Annotated in this window: 22 protein-coding genes; 5 read left to right on the top strand and 17 right to left on the bottom strand. The window is 71.6% G+C overall.

The window, feature by feature from the left end:
• Window positions 1-152: 152 nt before the first annotated feature.
• Genes IE307_RS40465 through IE307_RS40435 form a run of 7 tightly spaced genes read right to left on the bottom strand, consistent with a single transcriptional unit; the run spans window position 153 to window position 5,162 of the window.
• A complete protein-coding gene (locus tag IE307_RS40465) occupies window positions 153-590 on the bottom strand; it encodes a PH domain-containing protein (RefSeq protein WP_191304787.1) in 438 nt (145 codons plus the stop codon).
• Window positions 590-1,087 (bottom strand): 6,7-dimethyl-8-ribityllumazine synthase, encoded by a 498-nt coding sequence (gene ribH, locus IE307_RS40460; RefSeq protein ID WP_191304786.1) that lies wholly within the window; start codon window positions 1,085-1,087, stop codon window positions 590-592. Before ribH ends, IE307_RS40465 begins: the two co-directional genes overlap by 1 nt.
• Window positions 1,084-2,346: a bifunctional 3,4-dihydroxy-2-butanone-4-phosphate synthase/GTP cyclohydrolase II gene (locus IE307_RS40455; protein ID WP_191304785.1), complete on the bottom strand. Its 1,263-nt coding sequence runs from the start codon at window positions 2,344-2,346 to the stop codon at window positions 1,084-1,086. Before IE307_RS40455 ends, ribH begins: the two co-directional genes overlap by 4 nt.
• The gene (locus IE307_RS40450; protein ID WP_191304784.1) at window positions 2,343-2,963 is read right to left on the bottom strand and encodes a riboflavin synthase; all 621 of its coding nucleotides are present in this window, start codon (window positions 2,961-2,963) and stop codon (window positions 2,343-2,345) included. The genes IE307_RS40455 and IE307_RS40450 overlap by 4 nt, the downstream gene beginning before the upstream one ends.
• A gap of 8 nt (window positions 2,964-2,971) precedes the next feature.
• On the bottom strand, window positions 2,972-3,955 hold the full coding sequence (ribD, locus tag IE307_RS40445; RefSeq protein ID WP_191304874.1) for a bifunctional diaminohydroxyphosphoribosylaminopyrimidine deaminase/5-amino-6-(5-phosphoribosylamino)uracil reductase RibD: 984 nt from the start codon (window positions 3,953-3,955) through the stop codon (window positions 2,972-2,974).
• A gap of 14 nt (window positions 3,956-3,969) precedes the next feature.
• Window positions 3,970-4,635, bottom strand: a complete 666-nt coding sequence (gene rpe, locus IE307_RS40440) for a ribulose-phosphate 3-epimerase (protein WP_191304873.1) — start codon at window positions 4,633-4,635, stop codon at window positions 3,970-3,972.
• Between the two features lie 26 nt (window positions 4,636-4,661).
• Window positions 4,662-5,162, bottom strand: a complete 501-nt coding sequence (locus IE307_RS40435) for a flavoprotein (protein ID WP_191304783.1) — start codon at window positions 5,160-5,162, stop codon at window positions 4,662-4,664.
• An 88-nt stretch (window positions 5,163-5,250) separates the two neighbouring features.
• Between IE307_RS40435 and IE307_RS40430 the strand changes: the two genes are divergently transcribed.
• Window positions 5,251-6,252 (top strand): YncE family protein, encoded by a 1,002-nt coding sequence (locus tag IE307_RS40430; RefSeq protein ID WP_191304782.1) that lies wholly within the window; start codon window positions 5,251-5,253, stop codon window positions 6,250-6,252.
• Window positions 6,253-6,396: 144 nt separating this feature from the next.
• Here the strand turns inward: IE307_RS40430 and IE307_RS40425 are convergent, their stop codons facing one another.
• From IE307_RS40425 to IE307_RS40410, 4 genes are all read right to left on the bottom strand, one after another.
• Entirely contained in the window at window positions 6,397-7,833 is a 1,437-nt protein-coding gene (locus tag IE307_RS40425; RefSeq protein ID WP_191304781.1) for an RsmB/NOP family class I SAM-dependent RNA methyltransferase, read from the bottom strand.
• A 208-nt stretch (window positions 7,834-8,041) separates the two neighbouring features.
• Complete coding sequence (gene fmt / locus IE307_RS40420) at window positions 8,042-8,968, bottom strand: methionyl-tRNA formyltransferase (RefSeq protein WP_191304780.1); 927 nt, start codon at window positions 8,966-8,968, stop codon at window positions 8,042-8,044.
• 2 nt (window positions 8,969-8,970) lie between these two features.
• The gene (def, locus tag IE307_RS40415) at window positions 8,971-9,519 is read right to left on the bottom strand and encodes a peptide deformylase (protein ID WP_191304779.1); all 549 of its coding nucleotides are present in this window, start codon (window positions 9,517-9,519) and stop codon (window positions 8,971-8,973) included.
• Window positions 9,520-9,565: 46 nt separating this feature from the next.
• The gene (locus IE307_RS40410; protein WP_191304778.1) at window positions 9,566-9,715 is read right to left on the bottom strand and encodes a hypothetical protein; all 150 of its coding nucleotides are present in this window, start codon (window positions 9,713-9,715) and stop codon (window positions 9,566-9,568) included.
• A gap of 181 nt (window positions 9,716-9,896) precedes the next feature.
• On the opposite strand from IE307_RS40410, the gene IE307_RS40405 reads away from it, so the two are divergent.
• Both IE307_RS40405 and IE307_RS47370 read left to right on the top strand, forming a co-directional pair.
• Window positions 9,897-10,340 (top strand): mycothiol transferase, encoded by a 444-nt coding sequence (locus IE307_RS40405; protein WP_268250468.1) that lies wholly within the window; start codon window positions 9,897-9,899, stop codon window positions 10,338-10,340.
• On the top strand, window positions 10,301-10,414 hold the full coding sequence (locus tag IE307_RS47370; RefSeq protein ID WP_268250470.1) for a mycothiol transferase: 114 nt from the start codon (window positions 10,301-10,303) through the stop codon (window positions 10,412-10,414). The genes IE307_RS40405 and IE307_RS47370 overlap by 40 nt, the downstream gene beginning before the upstream one ends.
• A gap of 255 nt (window positions 10,415-10,669) precedes the next feature.
• Here the strand turns inward: IE307_RS47370 and ggt are convergent, their stop codons facing one another.
• Complete coding sequence (gene ggt / locus IE307_RS40400) at window positions 10,670-12,439, bottom strand: gamma-glutamyltransferase (protein ID WP_191304777.1); 1,770 nt, start codon at window positions 12,437-12,439, stop codon at window positions 10,670-10,672.
• A 65-nt stretch (window positions 12,440-12,504) separates the two neighbouring features.
• Between ggt and IE307_RS40395 the strand changes: the two genes are divergently transcribed.
• Window positions 12,505-12,972, top strand: coding sequence for a hypothetical protein (locus IE307_RS40395; RefSeq protein ID WP_191304776.1), 468 nt, complete (start codon window positions 12,505-12,507; stop codon window positions 12,970-12,972).
• Here the strand turns inward: IE307_RS40395 and IE307_RS40390 are convergent, their stop codons facing one another.
• From IE307_RS40390 to IE307_RS40380, 3 genes are read right to left on the bottom strand one after another with little or no spacing between them, the layout of a single operon-like run.
• Complete coding sequence (locus IE307_RS40390) at window positions 12,973-15,216, bottom strand: primosomal protein N' (protein WP_191304775.1); 2,244 nt, start codon at window positions 15,214-15,216, stop codon at window positions 12,973-12,975.
• A 30-nt stretch (window positions 15,217-15,246) separates the two neighbouring features.
• On the bottom strand, window positions 15,247-16,449 hold the full coding sequence (locus IE307_RS40385; protein ID WP_191304774.1) for a hypothetical protein: 1,203 nt from the start codon (window positions 16,447-16,449) through the stop codon (window positions 15,247-15,249).
• Window positions 16,450-16,459: 10 nt separating this feature from the next.
• The gene (locus IE307_RS40380) at window positions 16,460-18,406 is read right to left on the bottom strand and encodes a phosphocholine-specific phospholipase C (RefSeq protein WP_191304773.1); all 1,947 of its coding nucleotides are present in this window, start codon (window positions 18,404-18,406) and stop codon (window positions 16,460-16,462) included.
• 142 nt (window positions 18,407-18,548) lie between these two features.
• On the opposite strand from IE307_RS40380, the gene IE307_RS40375 reads away from it, so the two are divergent.
• Entirely contained in the window at window positions 18,549-19,037 is a 489-nt protein-coding gene (locus tag IE307_RS40375) for a calcium-binding protein (RefSeq protein ID WP_191304772.1), read from the top strand.
• Here IE307_RS40375 and IE307_RS40370 read toward each other — a convergent pair.
• On the bottom strand, window positions 19,024-21,909 hold the full coding sequence (locus IE307_RS40370; protein WP_191304771.1) for an AfsR/SARP family transcriptional regulator: 2,886 nt from the start codon (window positions 21,907-21,909) through the stop codon (window positions 19,024-19,026). The genes IE307_RS40375 and IE307_RS40370 overlap by 14 nt on opposite strands.
• Window positions 21,910-21,994: 85 nt before the next feature.
• Window positions 21,995-22,593: methionine adenosyltransferase domain-containing protein (locus IE307_RS40365; protein ID WP_229905543.1), on the bottom strand; the 599-nt coding region annotated here is incomplete at its 5' end.

Genomic DNA, 22,593 nt, shown 5'->3' with positions numbered 1-22,593 from the left:
CTGCAAGTCTCGTTGGGCGACAGTAGCGGCCGAGGGCCCCGGAGACGGCACCGCCGCAACGCCCGAATACGCCCGGTATGAGGGCGTGGCGGCGGCACCGTCTCCGGGTCGCTCGCCCGCGCCTCTCACCGAACGAACTTGCAGGACAGCACCTAGACCCGCGCCGCCTTGTGCAACTCGCGCAACGCGCGCACGGACGACACGGCGTAATCGCGGTCCGTCGCCTGCACGGCCATGATCGAGACGTACTCGTCGTCCGGCAGCTCCAGACGGGCCCACGCGGCGCCGTCGGGGAAGCTGACCGACAGCACGTCGTTCCAGTCGTAGTGGTGCGACGTCACGACGTTGCGCACGTCGACACCCGTGGCGTCGGCGGTGACGCGCGGACGGGTCAGCAGCAGCACGCCGCCCGCCAGCAGGAAGCCCAGGAAGATCATGGCGACCTGGTCGGAGGTCCGGAAGATCACGCCGGTCGGGGTGTCGCCCAGCAGGATCCCCACCACCGTGAAGACGGCGACGAGGCCCACCGCGCACGCCCACGCGACCCGGCGGATCTTCTTCGGCCGCAACACGATCGCTTCCGCGGTCATCACTCGAAACCTCGCTCGGTCCAGGGCTGGCGCAGCCCGCGCAGCACCAGCGCCGTGTCGATCGCGGCGACAGTCGCCTCGTAGCCCTTGTCCTCCACCGACTCCGGCAGGCCGGCGCGGGCCAGGGCCTGCTCCTCGGTGTTCGTCGTCAGCACGCCGTTGCCCACGGGCGTCGACTCGTCCAGCGCGACGCGCGTGAGCCCGTCCGTCACCGAGTCGCACACGTACTCGAAGTGCGGGGTGCCACCGCGGATGACGACGCCCAGCGCGACCACGGCGTCGTGGTGACGCGCCAGTTCCTGCACCACGACGGGAAGCTCGATCGCCCCCGCCACGCGCACGACGGTCGTGTCGGCGCAGCCGGCGTCCTCAGCGGCCTGCAGGGCGCGCGAGACGAGCTGGTCGGTGATCTTGGTGTGCCAGCGCGTCGCCGCGATCGCGACGCTCAGGCCCTTGCCGTCGAGCTTCGTCTGCTCTGGACGGCCCTCGCCGCTCATTCCTTGTCCTCCGTAGCGGAAACGACGGCCTCGTACTGCTCGAGCTGAGTCAGTTCGTGGCCCATCCGGTCGCGCTTGGTGCGCAGGTACCGCAGGTTCTCCGGGTTGGGGGAGATCGGCAGCGGCACCCGGTCGAGCACACGCAGACCGTATCCGGCCTCCAGTCCGACGCGCTTGGCCGGGTTGTTCGTCAGCAGGCGCATGGACTTGATGCCGAGGTCCACGAGGATCTGCGCGCCCGTGCCGTAGTCGCGCGCGTCGGCGGGCAGGCCCTGCACGAGGTTCGCGTCCACGGTGTCCGCGCCCTGGTCCTGCAGCTGGTACGCCTGCAGCTTGTGCATCAGGCCGATGCCCCGGCCCTCGTGACCGCGCATGTACAGCACGACGCCACGGCCTTGTGCCGCAACGGCTTCCAGCGCCGCGTCGAGCTGCGGGCCGCAGTCGCAGCGCAGCGAACCGAGCACGTCGCCGGTGAGGCACTCGGAGTGCACGCGCACCAGCACGTCCTCGCCGTCGCCGATCTCGCCGTACACCATCGCGACGTGCTCGATGCCGTCGAGCAGGCTGTCGTAGCCGAACGCGGTGAACACGCCGTGCGCGGTCGGGATGCGGGCCTCGGCGGCCCGTTCGACCTGCGTCTCGACCCGGCGGCGGTACGCGATGAGGTCGGCGATCGTGATGATCGCGAGGTCGTGGTCGGCCGCGAAGACCTCGAGCTCGTCGCGGCGGGCCATGCCCTCCTCGTCCTTCTGCGACACGATCTCGCAGAGCACGCCGGCGGGTGAGAGCCCCGCGAGACGCGCGAGGTCGATGGAGGCCTCGGTGTGGCCGGGGCGGCGCAGCACGCCACCGTCCCTGGCGCGCAGCGGGACGACGTGGCCGGGCCGGTTGAAGTCGGTGGCCTTCGAGGTCGGGTCGGCGAGCAGCCGGATCGTGCGGGCGCGGTCGGCGGCCGAGATGCCGGTGCTGATGCCCTCGCGCGCGTCCACCGTGACCGTGTACGCGGTGCCGCGCTGGTCCTGGTTCGTGTGGTACATCGGCGGCAGGTCGAGGCGATCGCAGTCGGAGTCCGTCAGCGCCACGCAGACGTACCCGGACGTGTAGCGGACCATGAACGCGAGCAGCTCCGGCGTCGCCTTCTCGGCGGCGAAGATCAGGTCGCCCTCGTTCTCGCGGTCCTCGTCGTCCACGACGACCACGGGCCGTCCGGCGGCGACGTCCTTGACCGCGCGCTCGATGTCGGCGAAGTCGGTGCTCACTGGGCCTCCTCGCCCGCGATGGCCCGCAGGTGCGGGATCGCCAGTCGTTCGACGTACTTCGCCAGCACGTCGACCTCCAGGTTCACCAGGTCGCCGGGCAGGCGGTGCCCGAGCGTGGTGAGTTCGAGGGTGGTCGGGATCAGGCTCACGGTGAACTGGTCCTCGGAGACGGTCACGACCGTCAGCGAGACGCCGTCGACCGTGATCGACCCCTTCTCCACGATGTAGCGGGAGAGGCTCGGCGGAAGTCCGATGTGGACCATCTCCCAGTGCTCGGCCTTCTCCCGCGCGAGGATCGACCCCGTGCCGTCGACGTGGCCCTGCACGATGTGGCCGCCGAGGCGCTGGCCGACGGCGGCCGCGCGCTCCAGGTTGACCCGGTCGCCCTCGGCGACCTTCGCGAGGCTGCTGCGGGTGAGGGTCTCGCGCATGACGTCGGCGGTGAACTCACCGTCCCGCACCTCCACGACGGTGAGGCAGACGCCGTTCACCGCGATGGAGTCGCCGTGCTTGGCATCGCTGGTCACGATCGGTCCGGCGATGCGGACGCGTGCCGCGTCAGGCAGGTCCTCCGTCGCTACGACGTGGCCGAGTTCCTCGACGATCCCGGTGAACACCGATCCTCCTAAGTTTGCGGAACCGCACTGATCCGCAGGTCCGGTCCGCTCATGGTGACGTCTTGCACGGTCAACCGGACAGCGTCCGTGATGGTTGACACGCCCGCGTCCAGCACCGCCGCGGGACCGTTCCCGAGCAGCGCTGGAGCGATGTAGGCGAGCACGCGGTCGACCCGGCCGGCCCGCCAGAACGCGCCGGCGAGCGTCGGGCCGCCTTCCAGCAGCACGTCGACCACCCCCCGCTCCGCGAGAACGTCCAGCACTTCGTCCGGGTCGTGCGTCCGCAGGTGTAGCGCGGTGCGCTGGAGCTTCGCTCCAACCGGCAGGTCACTCATGCCCACGACCACCGGCAACGGCTGGCGGGGCAGTGGCATTCCGCCGGCGTCCCTGGCGGTCAGCGCCGGGTCGTCCAGCCTGACCGTGTTCGTGCCGACGACGATCGCGTCGAGCTTCGCGCGCAGGTCGTGGACCTCCTTGCGGGAGGTCTCCGAACTGATCCACCGGCTGGTGCCGTCCTGGGCCGCGATCCGGCCGTCGAGCGAGGCCGCGTACTTCCACGTGACGTGCGGACGGCCCGTGCGCGCGTAGTGCAGCCACGCCCTGAGGGGGCCCTTGCTGACTTGTTCTCCGAGAAGGCCGCTCTCGACCGTGATCCCGGCCTGCCTGAGCCTGTCCGCGCCGCCTGACGCCCTGGGGTTCGGGTCGCTGACGGCGTGGACGACGTGCTTGATGCCGGCTTCGATGAGCGCTTCGGCGCATGGCGGCGTACGGCCGTAGTGCGCACACGGCTCGAGGGTGACCACGGCCGTGCCGCCGCGTGCTTTCGTGCCCGCTGCTGTGAGAGCCATGACCTCGGCGTGCGAACCGCCCACGGGCTGTGTGCCGCCGAAGCCGACCGGGTCGCCGCCTTCGTCCAGGATCACGCAGCCGACCGGCGGGTTGGGGCTGGTGGTGCCCCGCACCCGCTCGCTCTCCGCGATGGCGAGCGCCATCGCGTCCTCGGGGGTCACGTGGTCCTGTCCCCCTGGGCGCGGGCCGCCTGGGCGCGCAGCGCTTCGACGGCCTTGCCGGGGTCGGCGGCGTCGTACACCGCGGAGCCCGCGACGAAGCAGTCCACTCCGGCCTGCGCGGCCTGTTCGATCGTGTCGGCGTTGATGCCGCCGTCGATCTCCACGAGCAGCTTGAGGTGCCCGGTGTCGACGAGGTGACGGGCCTGGCGCACCTTCTCCAGCACGTCCGCCATGAAGCTCTGGCCGCCGAAGCCCGGCTCGACCGACATCACCAGGAGCGTGTCGTAGTGCTTGAGGACCTCGACGTACGGCTCCAGCGGGGTGCCCGGCTTGATGCTCAGACCGGCCTTGCTGCCCGCGGCCCTCAGGTTCTTGGCCAGCGCGACCGGGTCGTTCGCCGCCTCGACGTGCACGGTCACGTTGTACGCGCCCGCTTCGGCGTAGCCGATGGCCCAGCGGTCCGGGTCCTCGATCATCAGGTGGCAGTCGACCGGGACGTCGGTCACCTTCAGCAGCGACTTCACCACCGGCAGGCCGAGGGTCAGGTTCGGCACGAAGTGGTTGTCCATGACGTCGACGTGGATCCAGTCCGACGTGGGCACCGCGGCGAGCTCGTCGGCGAGGCGCGCGAAGTCGGCGGACAGGATGCTGGGGGCGATCATCGGCGTGTGGACCACAACGGTGAAGTCTAGGTGTCCAGCAGGTCGAGCAGCCTGCCGGGAGGCACGTCCGAGACCACTACGACACCCGCATCGGTGAGCGTCGTGACGTGCGTCTCCCACAGGGGGTGACGGCGCTTGTCCGCGTTGGCCTGGGGCATCACGACGACCTTGCAGTTCTCGACGCCGATGGCCTCGTTCAACGCGGTCAGCGCCTGGTTGTCGCCGATGCCCAGGGCCAGCTTGGCCACGGAGTTCGCGCTGGCGGGGGCGAAGACGAACGCGTCGGGTGTCCGATAGGGCTTGGGCTGGCTCGGCATCCTCGGCTCCCAGCGGATCGGGAGGTCGGTGAGGGCCTGGAGCCTCTCGATCTCCCCGGCCTCCTCGAACCACGGAACCACGGCCGGCGTGAAGGTGATGGCGAGCTGCCAGCCCCGTCTCACGGCGGGCTCGGCGAGTTCCGTGCGGAACCACGACTCGACTCCGCCGCAACCGGAAGCGACCAATCCGAGCAATCCGCGCGTCGTCACCGCTGCGATGTTAGGCGGTCTGATTTGTGAGTGTTCCTCGCTAACGTCCCCTGCTGCGGGTGTTCACCCGCGCACTGAGGGGAGCAAGATGCACAACCGAAGCCGGTGGCTCACCGCCACCGCGATGACGGCCGCCCTGGTGGCGGCCACCGCCCTGCCCGCTCTCGCGGAACCGCCGCAGCGCACCGTGTCCTTACCGCTGACCTCCTATTCGGACATCGCGGTCGACCCGACGCTGGGGCACGTGTTCGTGAGCAGCAGGGTCGACCACGCGGTCGCCGTCACCGACCTGACCGGCAACGTGGTCACGAAGCTGACGAACCTGCCCGGTGCCGCGGGCCTCGCGCTGAGCCCGGACGGCGGCACGGTCTTCGTCGCGCTGTCGCAGCACGGAGCGGTGGCCGCACTGGACACCCTGACGCTGACCGAACGGGCGCGGTACCCCGTCGGCGAGGTGTGCCCGTCCGATCTGGCGATCACCGGTGCCACCCTGTACTTCAGCTACGGCTGCCAGGACTGGGGCGGGGGCATCGGCCGTGTCGGTCTGACGGGTGCGGAGCCCCGCACGGGTCTCGCGTGGGGGCACTACAGCCCGCACCAGCTGGCGACCTCCCCGGCGAGGCCCGGGCTGCTCCTGACCGGTCAACCGCGCCTGTCACCCGCGTCGGTCCAGGTGCTGCGCGAGGAAGGGGACGCGCTGGTGGTCCACGCCTCCGCCCGTGACGCGGGCAGCAACCTGCGCGACGTCGAGTTCTCGAAGGACGGTTCGCTGGTCCACGTCGCCGCCGGGGCGCCGTACCAGGTCCAGTCGTTCACGACCGACGCGTTCGCCGTGCGCGGCAGCTACAACACCGGCCCGTACCCGCTCGCCGTCACGACGAGCCAGGACAGCGGTGCTCTCGCGGCGGGGACCGACAGCGACACGTCGGTGCGCGTCTACCCGGCGGGGTCTCTCACCCAGTCCCGGTCCTACGAGGTGAAGGGCCTGTTCCCGGCCGGCCTGGCCTGGGGTCCGGGCGGTCAGTGGGTGTACGCGGTCGGCGGCAACTTCACGAGCCAGCCGCCGGCTCTGCACGTCCTGAGGGCCTGATGCGAGGGGGCGAAGCCGCTCCCCCAGGGTCGCGCTTCGCCCCTCCTTCACCCGACTGAGTGAACTCCGGAGCCGTTGCGGCCCTTCGCGAGCCGACGGGGCCCTTTGCTGTCAGACCCCGTCGCTAGCGTCCTTCACGAGCGCTCAAACAGGGCGTCGCAGCACCACGCAGAACATCGCGTCGGTGCCGTGCAGATGAGGCCACAGCTGGACGTGCGGGCCTTCCCCGAGGTCCGGAACTCCCGGGAAGAGCTCCCGCGTGTCCAGCAGTTCGGCCCCGGTGCGCTTCGCGACGTCCGTCACCACCCCGACGGTCTCCGAGAGATGAGGTGAGCACACGACATAAGCCACCACGCCGCCAGGACGCACCAGTCGCAACGCCTCGGTGAGCAGCTCGCGCTGCAGCTTCGTGAGCGTGCCGACGTCGGCGGGCTGGCGCCTCCACCGCGCCTCCGGGCGCCTGCGCAGAGCACCGAGGCCGGTGCAGGGCGCGTCGACCAGCACGCGGTCGAACGCCCCTTCCAGGAAGTCGGTCTCGCGGCCGTCGGCCACCTCCACGGTGACCGGCAGGCCGGTGGTGATCTTGCGCACGAGCTCGGCGCGGTGGGGCGCCTTCTCGACGGCGATCAGCTCGCCGCCTTCTAGGCCGACCAGCGCGGCCAGCAGGGCGGCCTTGCCGCCGGGACCCGCGCAGAGGTCCAGCCAGCGGTCGTCAGTGCCCTCGAGCGGCGCGCGCGTCAGGGCCAAGGCACACAGCTGGCTGCCCTCGTCCTGGACGTTGGCGAGGCGTTCCCGGACGGGCTCGAGATCGCCCGGGTCGCCCGCGCCGGCCTCCAGGTGCACGCCGTAGGGCGAGTAGGGCGCCACGTCGCCGCCCGTGATGGCGGCGAGCTCGTCGGCGCTCACCTCGCCAGGTCGTGCGACCAGGTGCACGGCCGGGCGGGCGTCGTCGGCCTCGAGGGCCCGCTTCAGCGGTTCCTCGCGGCTGCCGAGGGCCTCCGCGAACGCCTGCGCGATCCAGCGCGGGTGGGCGTGGGTGAAGGCCAGGTTGCCGATCGGGTCGGTGTCCGGGTCGGGTGCGAGCTCGTCGACCCAGGCGGCCTCGTCCTGCTCCGCGACCCGGCGCAGGACGGCGTTCACGAAGCCGGCGATGCCGGACCCGAGCTCGGCCCGCACGAGGTCGACGGTCGACGCGACCGCGGCGTGGGACGGGATCCGGGTGCGCAGCAGCTGGTACGCGCCCAGCCGCAACGCGTCGAGCGCCGAGCCGTCCACTTCGGACAGCGGCCGGTCCGAGCACGCCTCGATGACGGCGTCGAGCAGTCCTCGTGCTCGCGCCGCGCCGTAGGTGAGCTCGGTGGCCAGCGCGGCGTCGCGACCGGTGATGCGCCGGTCGCGGAGCATCTGCGGCAGCACCAGGTTCGCGTACGCGTCACGCTGCCGCACGGCGCGCAGGGTCTCCAGCGCGGCGAGGCGTGCCGGGTCCTCCACGGGTGGCCGTGAGGGTCCGGTGCGCCGGCGCGGCGGGTGCGGCCTGCTCGGGCGGGAAGGCTTGGAAGCGCCTCGCGAGTGGTTGGTCATGCGCACTGCTCCACTGTCTTGGGCTCCAACGTCTCGAATGTCCTTGCCGGGGCACGCCCAGCGTGTGCCGGTCCGGCCTCGCGGCCGCCGGCCGGCAACCGGCCCGGCACCACGGCGGACACGGCGGCCCGGCTCGTGCCGGTCGGTTCCGTTCCCGCCCGTCGCGGGGCGGGGGTGGCCGTGGCGTGCGGCCACGTCGTGGAGCGCCTCACGCGATGCGCTCCCCTGCTTCGATCCGCACGCCGCGCGCCCAGTCGGTGGCGGCCATGCGCTTCTTGCCCTGCGCCTGGACCTCACCGAGGGCCACGGCGGTGGTCGCGGTGCCCACGAGCACGCGCTTGCGTTCGACGAGCACCTCGCCTGCCGGCAGCGTCACGTCGGCCACGGGCGTGACAGGTCCGAGCTTGAGCCGCTCACCGCGGAACTCGGCCCAGGCGCCGGGTTCCGGCGTGACGGCGCGCGCCAGGCGGTCGACGGCCGTGGCGGGCGTGGTGAAGTCGAGGCGCGCGTCCTCGACGGAGATCTTCGCGGCGTAGGTGACGCCGTCGGAGGGCTGCTCGATGGCGCGCAGGGTGCCGTCCTCGATGCCGTCCACAGTGGACAGCAGCAGGTCTGCTCCCGAGACGGACAACCGGGCCAGCAGGTCGCCGGAGGTGTCGCGGTCGCGCACCTTCTCGGTCACCACGCCGAACACCGGGCCCGCGTCGAGCTCCTTGACGATGCGGAACGTCGACGCGCCCGTGATGTCGTCGCCGTTGCGCACGGAGGCCTGCACCGGCGCGGCGCCGCGCCACGCGGGCAGCACGGAGAAGTGGAGGTTGACCCAGCCGAACCTCGGGACGTCGAGCGTGCGCTGAGGGAGCAGGTTGCCGTAGGCGACGACCGGGCAGAGGTCGGGTTCCAGCGCGCGCAGGCGCTCCAGGAACTCGGGATCCCCCGCCTTCGCGGGGGTGAGGACCTCGATGCCGTGCTCGTCGGCGAGCGCGCCGACCGGCGAGCGCTCGAGCCTGCGGCCACGGCCCGAGGGCGCGTCGGGGCGGGTGACCACGGCGATGACGTCGTGGCGGGAGGAGTCGATGAGGGCGCGCAGCGAGGGCAGTGCGACCTCGGGCGTACCGGCGAACACGAGTCGCATGGTCAGCTGGACCTGCCGAAGAGTGGGTGCGGGCTCTGCTTCAAGGTGGGGACCGTACCGTCGAACCACTCGGCCTGCCGGATCTCGCGCATGGCCAGCTTGCGGGTCTCGGCGTCGAGGCGGTCGAGGAACATCACCCCGTCGAGGTGGTCCGACTCGTGCTGGACGCAGCGGGCGAGCGTCTCGGTGCCTTCGACCTCGACCGGCTCACCGTGCATGTTCCAGCCCTTGGCCACGACGTGCAGGTGGCGCTTGCAGTCCCACGCCATGCCGGGGATGGACAGGCAGCCCTCGGAGCCGTCCTGCATCTCACTCCCGACGACGTCCCACGTCGGGTTGACGAGGTGGCCGGCGAAACCGTCGCAGTGGTAGGTGAACACCCGCAGTCCGACACCGAGCTGAGGCGCGGCGAGTCCGGCTCCGCCCGCGTTCTGCATGGTGTCCCACAGGTCCTTGACCAGGGTGCGCAGTTCCTTGTCGAAGTCGGTGACCTCGGTGGCCGCGGTGCGCAGCACGGGGTCGCCGAACAGGCGGATGGGCTGGACGGTCACGCAGTGCTCCTCGTGTGGACTGGAGGTCAGTCTACGAGGAGCGCGGTCAGTGCTCGGACGCGCTGCCGAGGAAGATCACGCCCACCAGCGCCACGACGAAGTGGCCGGTGAAGCGCAACACCGTCAACACGGGGCGGAACAGCGCGTGGAAGTCGAAGTGGGCAACCGGGGCGCTCGTGGCGGTAGTCGTCGTCATGGCACCAACTGTGCCGTTCGCCCAGGTCAGCCCACATCGTCTCGCGGTATCGACACCACATCAGCCCGAGGTAGGAAGATCAGTCCCCACCCTCGGCCGGAAGGTGGACACCTCCAGGTCATGAGGCCGATGCGACACGGCGACCGCCCCACGCGTGGCGGATTCGGGTGATCATGACCCCATGACCTGGACCGCGCCCGAAGTGGAAGTCGCCGACGAACCGTTCCTGGGCCCGGAACGCCCGATGCTCGAAGCGTGGCTGGACCGCCACCGAGCCACGTTCCTGCAGAACTGCGCGGGACTCACCGGCGACCAGTTGGCCGAGGCCTCCACGCCACCGTCGAACCTCAGCCTCCTGGGCCTCATCCGCCACCTCGCGGACGTGGAACGCATGTGGTTCCGCGTCCGCCTGGCGGGCCAGGACGTCCAGCCCCGCCACACCGCACCGGGCACCCGGGACGGCGCCTTCGACAACCTCGACCCGTCCCGCGCCGAGACCGAGTACGCCGACCTCGTCACCGAAATGGCCGAGGCCCGCGCGGCAGCGGCCACGCGGGACCTGGAAGACACCTTCGTGCACGCCCGCTGGGGCGAGATGTCGGTGCGCTGCTCTACATCCACCTGATCGAGGAGTACGCACAGCACAACGGCCACGCCGACCTCCTCCGCGAACGCATCGACGGCCGCACGAACAACTAGCCGACCACGCGAATCCTCCGGCCCAAGAACCGTGCCAAGCGACGGACTGCACACGGCCCGTCCCCTCTACGTGCTGGGTCCAGTGGCTCAACCCACCTTCACCACACGGGCCGCGCCACCTCCACGGCGCGTCGGCCCGGCAACCGCACCAACAACCAGCCAGGCCGCGCGAATCCTCCGGCCTGAGAACCGCGCGAAACGCGAAGGGACGCGCCGCACCACGGCCCGTCCCTCCTGCGTGCTGGTTGCGGTGGCTCAGCCCACCTTCACCACGCGGGCCGCACCGCCTCCACGGCGCGTCGGCTCGGCGACCGCGCGCCAGCGGCCGTCCTTGGCGCGTTCGACGGCCGTGGCGGCGCCGATCTCGGCGTTCTGGCTGAACTTGTGCCCGATGGCCTGCAGGCCCGCGGTGGTCGAGGCGGCGATGAAGGCCGCCTCCGCCGGGGTGGTGGCGGCGTTGCGCTGGGAGGCGCGCGGGGCCGCCACGGCGTCGAGCAGGGACGCCTTGCGGTCCAGGCGGGCGGTCAGGATCTGGGTAACCGTGGTGAGGATGGTGGCGCCGCCCGGTGAGCCGACGGCGAGCACGACCTTGCCGTGGTCGAGGACGATCGTCGGGGCCATGGACGAGCGCGGGCGCTTGCCGGGGCCGGGGAGGTTCGGGTGCGGGACGCCGGGGGCCGGGGCGACGAACTCGAAGTCGGTGAGCTCGTTGTTGAGCAGGAAGCCGCGGTTCGGCACGACGATGCCGCTGCCGCCCTCCGCCTCGATGGTCAGGGTGTAGGCGACGACGTTGCCCCAGCGGTCGGCCGTGGTGAGGTGGGTGGTGCGTTCGGCGTCCTCGCGCTGCGCCGAGGTGCCGGCGGTGGCCTCACAGGCCTTGGGGTTGCGCGGGTCGGCGGCGGGCTGCGGGGCGGGCAGCACGGCGTCGGGCTTGATCAGGCACGCGCGGCTGTCGGCGAACTTCTGCGAGAGCAGGCCCTCCGTCGGCACGCGGGAGAAGGCCGGGTCGCCGACCCAGCGCAGGCGGTCGGCGAAGGCGAGCTTGGTCGACTCGATGAAGCGGTGCAGGTACTCGACGTCGGAGACCTTCGAGAGGTCGGTCGACTCGAGGATGTTGAGCGCCTCGCCGACGGTCGTGCCGCCGGACGACGGCGCGGCCATGCCGTAGACGTCGAGGCCGCGGTAGCGGGTGTGCGTCGGGTCGCGGCGTTCGACCTGGTAGCGGGTCAGGTCGGAGAGCTGCATGTCGCCGGCGCGGACGTTGCGGGTGGAGCCGGGCACGACCGGGGGCTTGCGCACCGCGTTCACCAGGTCGCGGCCGACCGCGCCGCCGTACAGCGACGCGAGGTCGGTGCGGGCGAGTTCGCGGTAGGTGTCGGCGAGTTGCGGGTTGCGGAACGTGCTGCCGACCGCGGGCGCCTGGCCGCCGGGCAGGTAGAGGTCGCGGGTCGAGGTGAAGTCGGCGAAGCGGGCGGCGTTGTTCGTGATCTGCGAGTTGAAGGTCTGGTCGACGACGAAACCGCGTCGTGCCAGCGCTTCCGCGGGCGCCATGGCCTCGCGCAGGTCGAGCGTGCCCCACTTGCGCAGCGCCTGCTGCCACGTCTTGGGCGTGCCGGGGACGCCGACGGACTTGCCGCTGGTCATGGCCTCGGCGAACGGCAGGGGCTGGCCGTTCTCCACGAAGAGCTGGTCGGTCGCGGAGCGCGGAGCGGTCTCGCGGCCGTCCAAAGTGGACACGCGGCGGGTGCGGGCGTCGTAGTGGACGAAGAACCCGCCGCCACCGATGCCCGCGCTGAACGGGTCGGTCACGCCGAGCGCGGCGGCGGTGGCGACGGCGGCGTCGACGGCGTTGCCGCCGCGGCGGAGCACGTCGATGCCGATCTGGGACGCGTCGGGGTCGACGCTCGAGACAGCGCCTCCCCAGCCCACCTGTTCGGGGACGCGGGGCGGTGGTTCCGCCGCGCCTGCCGGGGCAGGGGCGACCATTACGACGGAGAGTGTCAACGCAGCGACCGTTCGCAACATGCGGAAACTTCTACTCCGTTGCGACCGGATGGCAACACCCCTTGAGGAAGGCCTAAGGTGCGGGCGTGTCGATCGATCTTGACCAGTTGCGAAACGATTTCACGAACACCCCGCTCGACGAGGCCGACCGCGAGGAGGCGCTGCACCTCCTGCTGCGCGAACGCCGCGACGGCGACGCCGACCTGCTGCGCCACCTCCTCGCCGAGGAGACCGCCGCTCACCAGGAGGGCTGGGGCGTGCGCGAGACGTTGGTGCTCGCCGCCCTGCTGCTCGCCGAGTGCGGGCGCGAGGACGACGTCTGGGCGCTGTGGGAGGCCAAGAACGCCTCCTTCGACACCATGGCGGGCCTCGACGGCTTCCTGCTGTTCCCGGCGGGCATCGCGGGCACGACGGCCCACGTGATCACGAACGAGCAGCACCCCGAACGCGGTGAGCTGATGACCTACATGAGCGAGTACCTCGAGTACGACAAGCTCACCGACGAGGACATCCGCGAGCACGTCGCGGGCCTGCGCTCCCACTTCGAGAACTGACTACAGGACCTCCAGCGGGTCGAGCTTGATCCGCACCAGCTCCTGCTCCTTGCGCGCCGTCCGCACGGCCTGCGCCTCGGCCAGCACCGCGGCCAGCTGACGCCCCTCCCCGCGCGCGACCCGCACCAGGGCCCGTTCCTTCGTCTCGTCGTCGCCCAGCGGCACCGGCCCGAGGATCTCGCCGGTGGGCGGCAGCCGGAGCTCGTCGAGCATGGCGTTCACCGCGTCCGGCGTCCCGTCGACGGTCGCCATCCTGACCGCCGGCGGGAACCCGAGCTCGGTGCGCGCCGCGAGTTCGGTCGCGGCGTGCCACACCGGGTCCCAGCGGACGAGCGCCTGCACCGGCGTGAGCGACGAGTCCGCGATCACGACCACACGCCCGTTGCCCGGCCTCACCAGTCCCGCGGCCGTCATCCACCGCCGCAGCGCCTCCTCGGACGCGCGCAGGTCGGCCCTGCCCAGCAAAGCCCACCCGTCGAGCAGCAGCACAGCGCCGTAACCACCCTCGGCGACGGGTTCCGCTCCCGGCGTGGCGACCACCAGCGAGGGCCTGCCCGGCACCTTCGTCAGCACCTCGTCCGCACCGCTGGTCCGCACCGGGAAGCCGGGGAACGCCCGCCCGAGCTCCTCCGCCGTGCGCTTGGACCCGATGATCTGCCCGCGCAACTTGCGCGACCCGCACGTCGGACACCGGAACCCGGCCTCCGTGGCAGCGCACCACCGGCAGTACGCGGGCTTGGGCAACCGGTCCTCGGTCCCGCCGGGCAACGCCAACGGCCCCGCGCACCGGCGGCACCGCGCAGGCCCCCGGCACTGGCCGCAGGCGAGCGACGGCACGTACCCACGACGCGGCACCTGGATCAGCACCGGCGAGTCCGCGAGGGCGAACCGGGCAGCGTCGAACGCGATGGACGGCAACCGCGCCGTGCGGGCGGCCGCGTCCTTGACGTCCTGCCACTCGTTGTCACCCACCGACACCACCCGCGGCGCGACAGACCTCAACGTCTCGCGTGACGCCACGATCTCGTGCGCCCACCCCGTCTCGACCAGCAACTGCGCCTCGGCAGTGCGGGCGAACCCACCGATGAGCAGCGCAGCACCCGTCATGTGCGCGCGCTGCACCAACACGTCACGCACGTTCGGATACGGCGAACGCTGCTCCACGTGCAGGTCGTCACCGTCGTCCCACACCACCAACAGCCCGGGATCCTTCACCGGCGCGAACGCCGTGGCACGCGTGCCGACCACCACCCGCGCCACCCCGCGACGCACGGCCAGCCAGCGCTTGTAGCGCTCCGACGGCCCGAGATCGGCCGACAACGTGACCACGCCTTCGATCAACGCACCACACGCCTCGGCGACGCGGGCCAGGTCGCGGTGGTCGGGCACGACGATCGCCACACCGCGCCCGGACGACGCGACCGCGGCGGCGGCCTCGGCCAGGCGGGCGGGCCAGTCCTCGGACGGCAGGGCCTGCCACACGGCGTGGGCGGGGCGGCCCTCGCGCAGGGCCTCCAGGTACCTGGGACCGCGGGGGTAGCGGGACCAGGCGTCGGCGGGGACGGGCGGCAGCTGCGATCGGATCGCCTGATCGATCGGCGAGGCAGAATCCGCGACGACCTCGGTCGACGGCTCTCCCACCTCAGAGGAGACCGGCGACAGGTGCGGCGAGTTCTCAGGCACGGCGGATTCAGGCTGCTGCTCCACCTGGGACGGCAGCTCTGACGACTCCGGCTCCTCCGCCACGTCGGAGGAGACCAACGACAGGTGTGGTGGCTGTGCGGACGTGTCGCCTTCAGGCGACTGACCCACCCAGGCCGGGAGTTGTGGGAGCGGGGGCGGTTCCGGTGACGCCGCCGCCTCCGCGCGGGCGTGGCGGGGCGGGATGGCCAGGCGCAGCACGTCGATCATGCCGCCCGCGTACCTGTCGGCGATGGCGCGGGCCAGGGCGGCGATCTCGGGTGCCAGCACCGGTTCCGGGGAGACGACCTTCTCGATGAAGGCGAGTTTCTTGCCGTACTCGGAGGTGTCCGCGCGCTCGAGCAGGTAGCCGTCGACGAGCTGGCCCGCGAACCTCACCCGGACCCGGCAGCCGGGGACGGCGGCTTCGTCCAGTTCGGACGGAACCGAGTAGTCGAAGGGGCGGTCCAGGTGGGCCAGGGGGACGTCCACCACGATCCGGGCGACCGGCAGCGACTCCGCGGGGACCCGCTCCCCTTTTCTCGCTCCGGTCTTCGCGCTCATGCCTCCTGGTGTATCAGACGGCACCGACAGTCACGCGTTGCGCCTCACCAAACCGGTGAAGCCCGCCACGAACAGGGTCGCGAACGCCCAGGCCAGGATCTGCAGCAGCCACGTCGCGGCGAGGACGAACTGGCCGGTGACCGCGCCGGTGTCCACGGTGCAGCGGGCGGCGTCGACCTTGACGAGGGGTGTCGCCACGTTGAGCGCGTAGCCGACCTGTTCGACGACCGAGCACCGCACGGCGCCGGAGGTCAGCACGACCCCGACCGACACCGCCAGCACTCCGGCCAGCCACACCAGGGCGAGGCCCGGGCGGTAGCCGTGGCCGACGGTGACGCCGCGGACCAGGTGCCAGAGGCGTCCCCATCGTGAGAGCTGGCCCCTGCGGCGCAGATCACGTTGCTGGGCAACGCGGATCCGGCGCACGTCGCGCTCGTGGCCTGCCGTCTGGTGCGCCTGGGCGAGCTGGGCCCACGGCTGGGCGGAGTAGCGCAGGGTGCGCGAGGACAGCAGTGACAGCCATTCGTCCACAGTGGCGTCTCGGGGCAGGCCCTCGTAGGTCATGCCTTCGAGCTGGACCTGGCCGTCGATGCCTGCGAACGGCATGAGCAGGTCCTTGCCGACGCGCACGTGGCGCAGGTCGAGCGCGACGCCGGAGGAGAAGCGGCCCTCCCGCATGATGATCTGGCCGTCGATCCGGGTTCCGCGCAGCCGCACCGCCGCGTGCCTGCCGCCGCCGGAGACGTCGCACCCCGCGTTCAGGAAGATGCCGTCGCCGATCTGCAGGTCCACCAGGGCCAGGCCGGCCTCGAAGCGGCCGCCGCCGCACATGAGCACGCCTGCGACGCGGGATCCGCTCAGCGTCACGGAACCCTTCGCGTGGAAGCCCTCGTCCAGGTAGACGCTGCCGCCGATGCGCATGTGCAGCGCGTCGACGGACTCCTCGGCGGTGAGCCGGGCGCCGCTGAGCCGGAGGTGGTGGTCCACGGCCAGTCCGCGGGCCTCGACCGCCGGGGCGACCAGGCCCTGCAGATCCAGCAGGGTGAACTGCGCTCTGCTGAGCAGCAGGGGCTGTTCGGCCGTGCAGTCCCGCAGCACCAACGGCTTCTTCGCCACGACGTCGGTCAGGTCCAGCTGACCGGTGATCGTCGCGCCGGTGAGGCGATAACCCGCCGGGTCCAGCGACTCGTGATCGATCATCCGCTTCCGGATCTCGTCCCCCGTGATCTCCACGGGCCAGACGTTAGCCTGAGATCGACTCGCGACCGTTCTCGATGTGACCGCACAGACGGCGGCGGAACGCCGGCTCCTCCTCCACCGTCACGGTCAGGTCGTACCAGCCGGAGTTCATGACGGTCAGCCACGGGATCACGTGCCGATGTCCTGGCCTCACGACGTAACGACGCCGCCCCAGCACGAACGTCAGCCGCGTCGGCCCGCTGTTCTCGAAGGTCAACGTCAGCACACGGCTGTAGCCGCGCACCGACGACGAGACGCGCGCACGGCCGGAGGAGGTCCCGGCGAACTCACGGCGAAAGCCGTTGGGGCCCAGCAACACGAGGTCGTGGTCGCCCGTGACCTCAAGTGACGCGGACGACGCGACATCGAAGTGCTGCGGCAGCGCGAACTGGCCCGAGTACGGGTACAGGGCCAGGTGCACGGACGCCGATCCGGAGTTCGACATCTCCAGGGACGAGCCGCGCAACGACGCGTCCGGTTGGTACGGAAGGGCGCGCGCACGCCGCCGTCCGGCCTCCTGCTCCGGCATCTTCTGGTCGGTGGGAGGCACGGGGCGCCAGCGCGGCGTCGCGGGCGGCACCGCGGCGGGTTCGCCGACCTCGGGCCACGTCCGGCGCCGGTCGAAGTCGAACGCCGAGGTCAGGTCGCCGGCCACGGTCCGGCGCCACGCGGAGATCTCCTCCGACCGCACGCCGGTCCACGTCTCCAGGAACCGCGTCATCGACGTGTGGTCGAACACCTGCGAGTTCACGTAACCGCCGACGGACCACGGCGAGACGACGGTCATCGGTACGCGCGCACCCAGCCCCAACGGCCGGTCGCCCACGTACTCGTCGGTGACGGACAACGGCGGGCGCGGCGGCGGCACGTGGTCGTAGAAGCCGTCGTTCTCGTCGTAGGTGATGAACAGGACCGTCGTCTCCCACACCTCCTGGTTGGACGCCAGCGCGTCCAGCACCTGGTAGGTGATCGAGGCGGAGGCGGCGGGCGACGACGCGCCGGGGTGTTCGGAGTCCACAGAGGACGGGACCAGGTACGACACGGCCGGCAACCGGCCCGCGGCGACGTCCGCACGGAACGCCTCGCCCAGGCCGCCGGGACGAACGCGGTGCAATCCGCGTGTGTACAGCGACTTCTCCGCCGTGGAGAGCTTCGACAGGTCCAGCGAGCCGATCAGTGCCGGGTCGCCGGTGCCGTACAGCTTGTCCAGCGATTTGAACCCCGCCGGGAGCACCTTGCGCGCGATCTCCTTGAACCGCGCGTAGAACTCCAGGTTGTTGTCTTGAAAATTGTCCCACTCCTGGTAGACCTGCCACGACTTCCCCGCCGCCTCAAGGCGTTCCGGGTAGGTCTTCCACGTGTAGCCGGTGTGGGTGTCCTCGCTGTAGGCCGCGTTGCCGGTCGCACGGCCGCCGGAAGGCTCGAAGCCCGTGTACCCGGACACCCAGTAGTTCCGGTTCGGCGAGGTCGAGGACGGCACCGAGCAGTGGTAGGCGTCGCACAGCGTGAAGGTGTCAGCGAGCTCGTAGTGGAACGGGATGTCCTGGCGCGTGTAGAACGCCATGGTCGCGGCCGTTTTCGCGGGCACCCAGTTGTCGTTCCACCCGCCGCGCAACGCCGCGTGCCCGCCGTTCCAGCTGTGGTCCAGGTCGCCGATGTACTGGATGTCACGCCCAGAGGCAGCCTCACGCACCGGGAACGGCAGCACGCCTGACTGGTTGAACACACCGTTCAGCGCGTTGCGGTCGGAGAACCCGCGCACGCCACGGAGGGTCCCGTAGTAGTGGTCGAACGAACGGTTCTCCTGCATCAACAGCACGACGTGCTTGATCGCGCGCAACCCTCCCGCACGAGGCTCACGGGCCAACGCGGCGTACACCGACGGTGGCAGCAGCGTGCCGGCACCAGCAGCAGCGACGGCAGCCATGAACCCACGACGAGAGAGCGACATGAACCCAGTTTGTAGTCGCGGCACATGGCGTGGAACCGACTCTCGTATGAACAACGCCTGCCCGTACGCCGGTTAGCGTTCGGGCAACGCCCGGTTGCGACCGTTCTGTCCGTAGGCAAGACACGGAAGAGGGGAAGCAACCATGAGACTGCGCATCGCTGCTGCAGCGCTCGCGATCGGCCTGTGCACCGCGGGAGTCGCATCAGCCGACGAGGTGCCGCCGGAGTTCCAGAACAGACCGGGGCAGGGCGCCTGCTACAACGCCGTGCCCACGATCGTCGGCTCGGGCGTCATCTTCGGCGGCCCCGGACCGGACGTGATCGTCGGCAGCAACGGGCCGGACGTCATCTACGGGCTCACCGGCGCCGACATCATCATCGGCTTGGGTGACAACGACGTCATCTACGGCGGTCAGGGCAACGACCTGGTCTGCGCCGGCGCGGGCGCGGACTTCGTCCAGGGCGGTGGCGACAACGACACCGTCTACGGCGAACCCGGCAAGGACGACCTGTTCGGTGGCGACGGGCGGGACCTGCTGTCCGGCGACCTGCACCCCGACGACAGCGGCGACGGCGAGGCCGGAGTCGACTACTGCACGCCGTCGACGGAGAACCCGGTCAGCTGCCCGTGACCGTCTGCCGCAGCAGGATCTCGGTGGCGGGGTCGGGTCTCACCCCGAGCTCCCGCAACGAGTCCAGCACGCGCGCACGGGTCTGCGAGATCCTTTGTGGATTCCGTGCGCGCAACGCGGCCGCGAGCGCCAGCCGGTGGCCGCGCGGTTCGAACGGTTCGAGCTCCAACGCGCGATCGGCGAGGTGATGCGCCTCCGCCGGATCTCCCGTGACGAGCCGGAGTTCGCCCAGGGCCAGCAGGTCGCGCACGTGCCGCGACCTGATCCTGGCGATCTCCGGCTCGCACACCCCCGCCAGGTCCGGCAGCGGGTCGCCCCGCCACAGCGCCACGGCCGCGTCCAGGTCCTCGCCGAGCTCGTCGAACGACCACAGGTCCGCGGTCAGCAGCCCGCCCCGGAGCAGCCTGATGCTGTCGCCGTCGCTGCGCAGGCAGTAGCTGGCCTCACCGCCGGCGCGTCCCGGTTCCAGCAGCCGCCGGAGGTGGGTCATGGTCACCCGCAGGTTCCGGGCGGCACCGGCGGGGTCCAGGCCGGGCCAGAGCAGGTGCACGGCTTGGTCGCGGGTGACGACGGGCCTCAGCACCAGCAGGCCCAGCAGCTGGCGGACGCGGACGCGGCGCAGTTCCGGCGCATCCGCGGTGAGGCCGTTCCTGATCACCCGCATCGGCCCGATGACCTCGATGCCGATCGGGTGGTCCGGTGGCGCGGGCACGGTCGCGAGCAGCCTCGTGGCACCGGCGGCGAGATCCGGGTCTCGTGTGAGCGCGCGGAACTGGCGGTGCACCGCCGGTCCGACGCGGTCGGCGAGCCAGGTGCCGAGCTTCGTCCTCCCCGCCGCCGCGAGCCGTGCGGCCAGTTCGACCGACCACGGCAGCGGCAGGAAGCAAAGCGCGTGCTCCACGTCGAGGTCGGCGCGGAGATCTCCTTGCCGGGCTTGGAGGAACGCACGTCCGGCCGCGCGCGCCCTGCGGTGCGAAGGCCCGAGATCCATGGTGTCCCAACGCTCTCGTAGCTCGTCGTTGAGCACGTACCCGAGCGTGAGGAACCGTCGCAGGTGCCGTTCGGCGACCTTGATCTCCAGCGGCCAGCGGGCCAGGTGCCGCTTGTAGACGTCGCGGGCCTGGTCTTCCTCGCCGCGTGCGACGGCGACGGCCGCGTGCGAGGCGCAGGCCAGGACCGCGTCGCGCGGGTTGTCCTGGTCAGCGAGTAGTTCGGTCGTCTCACCGAACGACGCGGCGATGACGGTGTGCACAGCGCGTGCCACGAACTCGCCGCGCGCCGTGCTGTCGGTGTCTCCCCCGGAGAACTCCACGGCCTGGCCGTCGAACCAGCGCGCCGCGGCGGCGTGACGGCGGCCCAGGTCGTCGTCCAGCATGCGTTCCGCTAGGTCGGCCGCGTCCTGTCCACGGCCGCACATCGACAGGCAGTGCACGTGGAACCGCGTCGTGGACACGGCGAGCGCTTGGGGCACCTCGGTCGTGGGCGCCTGGACGAGGTGGGTGAGCGCGGCCTCGGGGTCGCCCGCCAGCTCGGCGACCACCGCGGCGACGCTGTGCTTGAGCAGCCTCAGGACAGGCGTCGAGGCTTCGAGCTGCTGTGCGCGTTGAGCTACCTGCACCAGCCTGACCAGGTCTCCCCTGGAGTGCGCGGTGATCACGGCCTGGCCGAGCGCCACCGCGGCCCGGTCGTGGTCGCCCTGATCGAGCAGACCCGCGCAGGCCTGGTCGACCAGGCGGTCGATGGACGGGTCGGTGAAGTCGCCGGCGTGCACGACCGCGGCTCTGAGCAACAGGAACGCGGGGTCCCGCACGTGGTGCCCGGGCACCACGTCGAGCCACCGCCGGGCCGTCGCGGCGGGCAGCACGGACAACGTCGTCCGCACCAGCTCGACGGCCAGGCGTGCCAGCAGGTGCCAGTCGTGCGCCTCGTACGCCACCCGGCCGGCCGCGGCCAGGTCCCCACGCGCCGTGAGCACCTCGACGGCCTTGTCCCGCAGGTGATCGGTGGGCACGAGGCTCGACCACAGGTCGTGAGCGCGGTAGCGGCCGTCGTCGAGCCGGTCGACCAACGGCACCTCACGGACGAGGTGCTCCATCTCGGCGTTGGTCGCGGCCACCGCGTTGACCTCCTCGGTGGTGGCGGTCCCGAGGGCCACCAACGCCGCCAACGCGCCACGCAGCCGTGGGGACAGGCGGTTCAGCACCTCCTCGGCGGCGTAGCGCCACGACGCGGCGGGCCCGGCCGTGAGGGACAGCCTGACGAGCGCGGGCCAGCCGTGGAGGTCCTCGCCGGGGTCGCGGCCGAAACTCCGGGCCAGCGCCGCGGTCTCGGCGTCGGTGAAGGCGAGGTCCGTCGTCCCGATCGCGGCCACCTCCCCCGCCGCCTGCCTGCGGGCCAGCGGAAGTGCCGGCGCGGTGCGGCCCGACAGCACGAGGTGCGCGGTGCCGGGCAACGCGCGGGCGACGGCTTCGAGCAGGTGCGCGCCCGGTGAGCCGTCCGGGACCTCGTGCACGTCGTCGAGCAGCAGGCAGACGTCGAGCGGGGCTGTGTGGTGCAGGGCCACCAGAACCTCCCGCGCGCCGGGCTCCGACCCAGGTCCTGTGCCCAGCGCGTCCAGGATGGCGGTGGCCAGCCGGGTGGCGTCCTCGTGGCCGGGACCGCAGGTCACCCAGGCGTCGATGCCCCGCGGTTCCAGCAGGTTCGCGCGGACCGCCTGCGCCAGCGCGGTGGTCTTGCCGAAGCCCGCACCGGCCGTGACCAGGGTGATCGGACGGCACCAACGCGCACGGAGGCGGTCCACGAGACGCAGGCGCGGCAGCTCGACGTCGAGCGGGCGCGGCACCGCGCGCAGACCTGTCGTGTTGTCCCCCACTCAGGGCGGAGACCTCCGCACGGCCCTAAATACGCGGAACGGCCCGCCTCCCCCGAGGGGAAGCGGGCCGTTCGTGCGTGCTGGATCAGGCGCCGGCGGCGTTGCGCAGGGCCTCCGCGCGGTCCGTCGACTCCCAGGGGAGGTCGACGTCGGTGCGGCCGAAGTGGCCGTACGCGGCGGTCGGGGCGTAGATCGGGCGGAGCAGGTCGAGGTCGCGGATGATCGCGGCGGGCCGGAGGTCGAACACCTCGGTGATGGCCTGCTGGATCTTCTGCGGGTCGACGGTCTCGGTGCCGAAGGTCTCGACGAACAGGCCCACCGGGGCCGCCTTGCCGATGGCGTAGGCGACCTGGACCTCGACGCGGGTGGCCAGGCCCGCCGCGACGGTGTTCTTCGCGACCCAGCGCATGGCGTACGCGGCCGAGCGGTCGACCTTCGACGGGTCCTTGCCGGAGAACGCGCCACCACCGTGACGGGCCATGCCGCCGTAGGTGTCGACGATGATCTTGCGGCCGGTGAGGCCCGCGTCGCCCATCGGGCCGCCGATGACGAAGCGACCGGTCGGGTTGGTGAGCAGGCGGACGCTCGTGGTGTCGATGCCGAGCTCGGCGATCTCAGGCGCCACGACGTGCTCGCGCAGGTCGACGCCGAGCAGCTTCTCGAGGTCGATGCCGTCGGCGTGCT

Source organism: Lentzea cavernae (genome assembly GCF_014653695.1).
Taxonomy (GTDB): Bacteria; Actinomycetota; Actinomycetes; order Mycobacteriales; family Pseudonocardiaceae; genus Lentzea; species Lentzea cavernae.
Note: the sequence above shows the minus strand (reverse complement) of the source record. Positions and strands in the feature narration are given on the sequence as shown.

Excerpts from the sequence above, each read along its gene's own strand:
- IE307_RS40465 (WP_191304787.1), bottom strand. The coding sequence starts at position 590 with ATGACCGCGGAAGCGATCGTGTTGCGGCCGAAGAAGATCCGCCGGGTC.
- ribH (WP_191304786.1), bottom strand. The coding sequence starts at position 1,087 with ATGAGCGGCGAGGGCCGTCCAGAGCAGACGAAGCTCGACGGCAAGGGC.
- ribD (WP_191304874.1), bottom strand. The coding sequence starts at position 3,955 with ATGGCGCTCGCCATCGCGGAGAGCGAGCGGGTGCGGGGCACCACCAGC.
- rpe (WP_191304873.1), bottom strand. The coding sequence starts at position 4,635 with ATGATCGCCCCCAGCATCCTGTCCGCCGACTTCGCGCGCCTCGCCGAC.
- IE307_RS40430 (WP_191304782.1), top strand. The coding sequence starts at position 5,251 with ATGCACAACCGAAGCCGGTGGCTCACCGCCACCGCGATGACGGCCGCC.
- IE307_RS40425 (WP_191304781.1), bottom strand. The coding sequence starts at position 7,833 with ATGACCAACCACTCGCGAGGCGCTTCCAAGCCTTCCCGCCCGAGCAGG.
- fmt (WP_191304780.1), bottom strand. The coding sequence starts at position 8,968 with ATGCGACTCGTGTTCGCCGGTACGCCCGAGGTCGCACTGCCCTCGCTG.
- IE307_RS40410 (WP_191304778.1), bottom strand. The coding sequence starts at position 9,715 with ATGACGACGACTACCGCCACGAGCGCCCCGGTTGCCCACTTCGACTTC.
- IE307_RS40405 (WP_268250468.1), top strand. The coding sequence starts at position 9,897 with ATGACCTGGACCGCGCCCGAAGTGGAAGTCGCCGACGAACCGTTCCTG.
- ggt (WP_191304777.1), bottom strand. The coding sequence starts at position 12,439 with ATGTTGCGAACGGTCGCTGCGTTGACACTCTCCGTCGTAATGGTCGCC.
- IE307_RS40390 (WP_191304775.1), bottom strand. The coding sequence starts at position 15,216 with ATGAGCGCGAAGACCGGAGCGAGAAAAGGGGAGCGGGTCCCCGCGGAG.
- IE307_RS40380 (WP_191304773.1), bottom strand. The coding sequence starts at position 18,406 with ATGTCGCTCTCTCGTCGTGGGTTCATGGCTGCCGTCGCTGCTGCTGGT.
- IE307_RS40375 (WP_191304772.1), top strand. The coding sequence starts at position 18,549 with ATGAGACTGCGCATCGCTGCTGCAGCGCTCGCGATCGGCCTGTGCACC.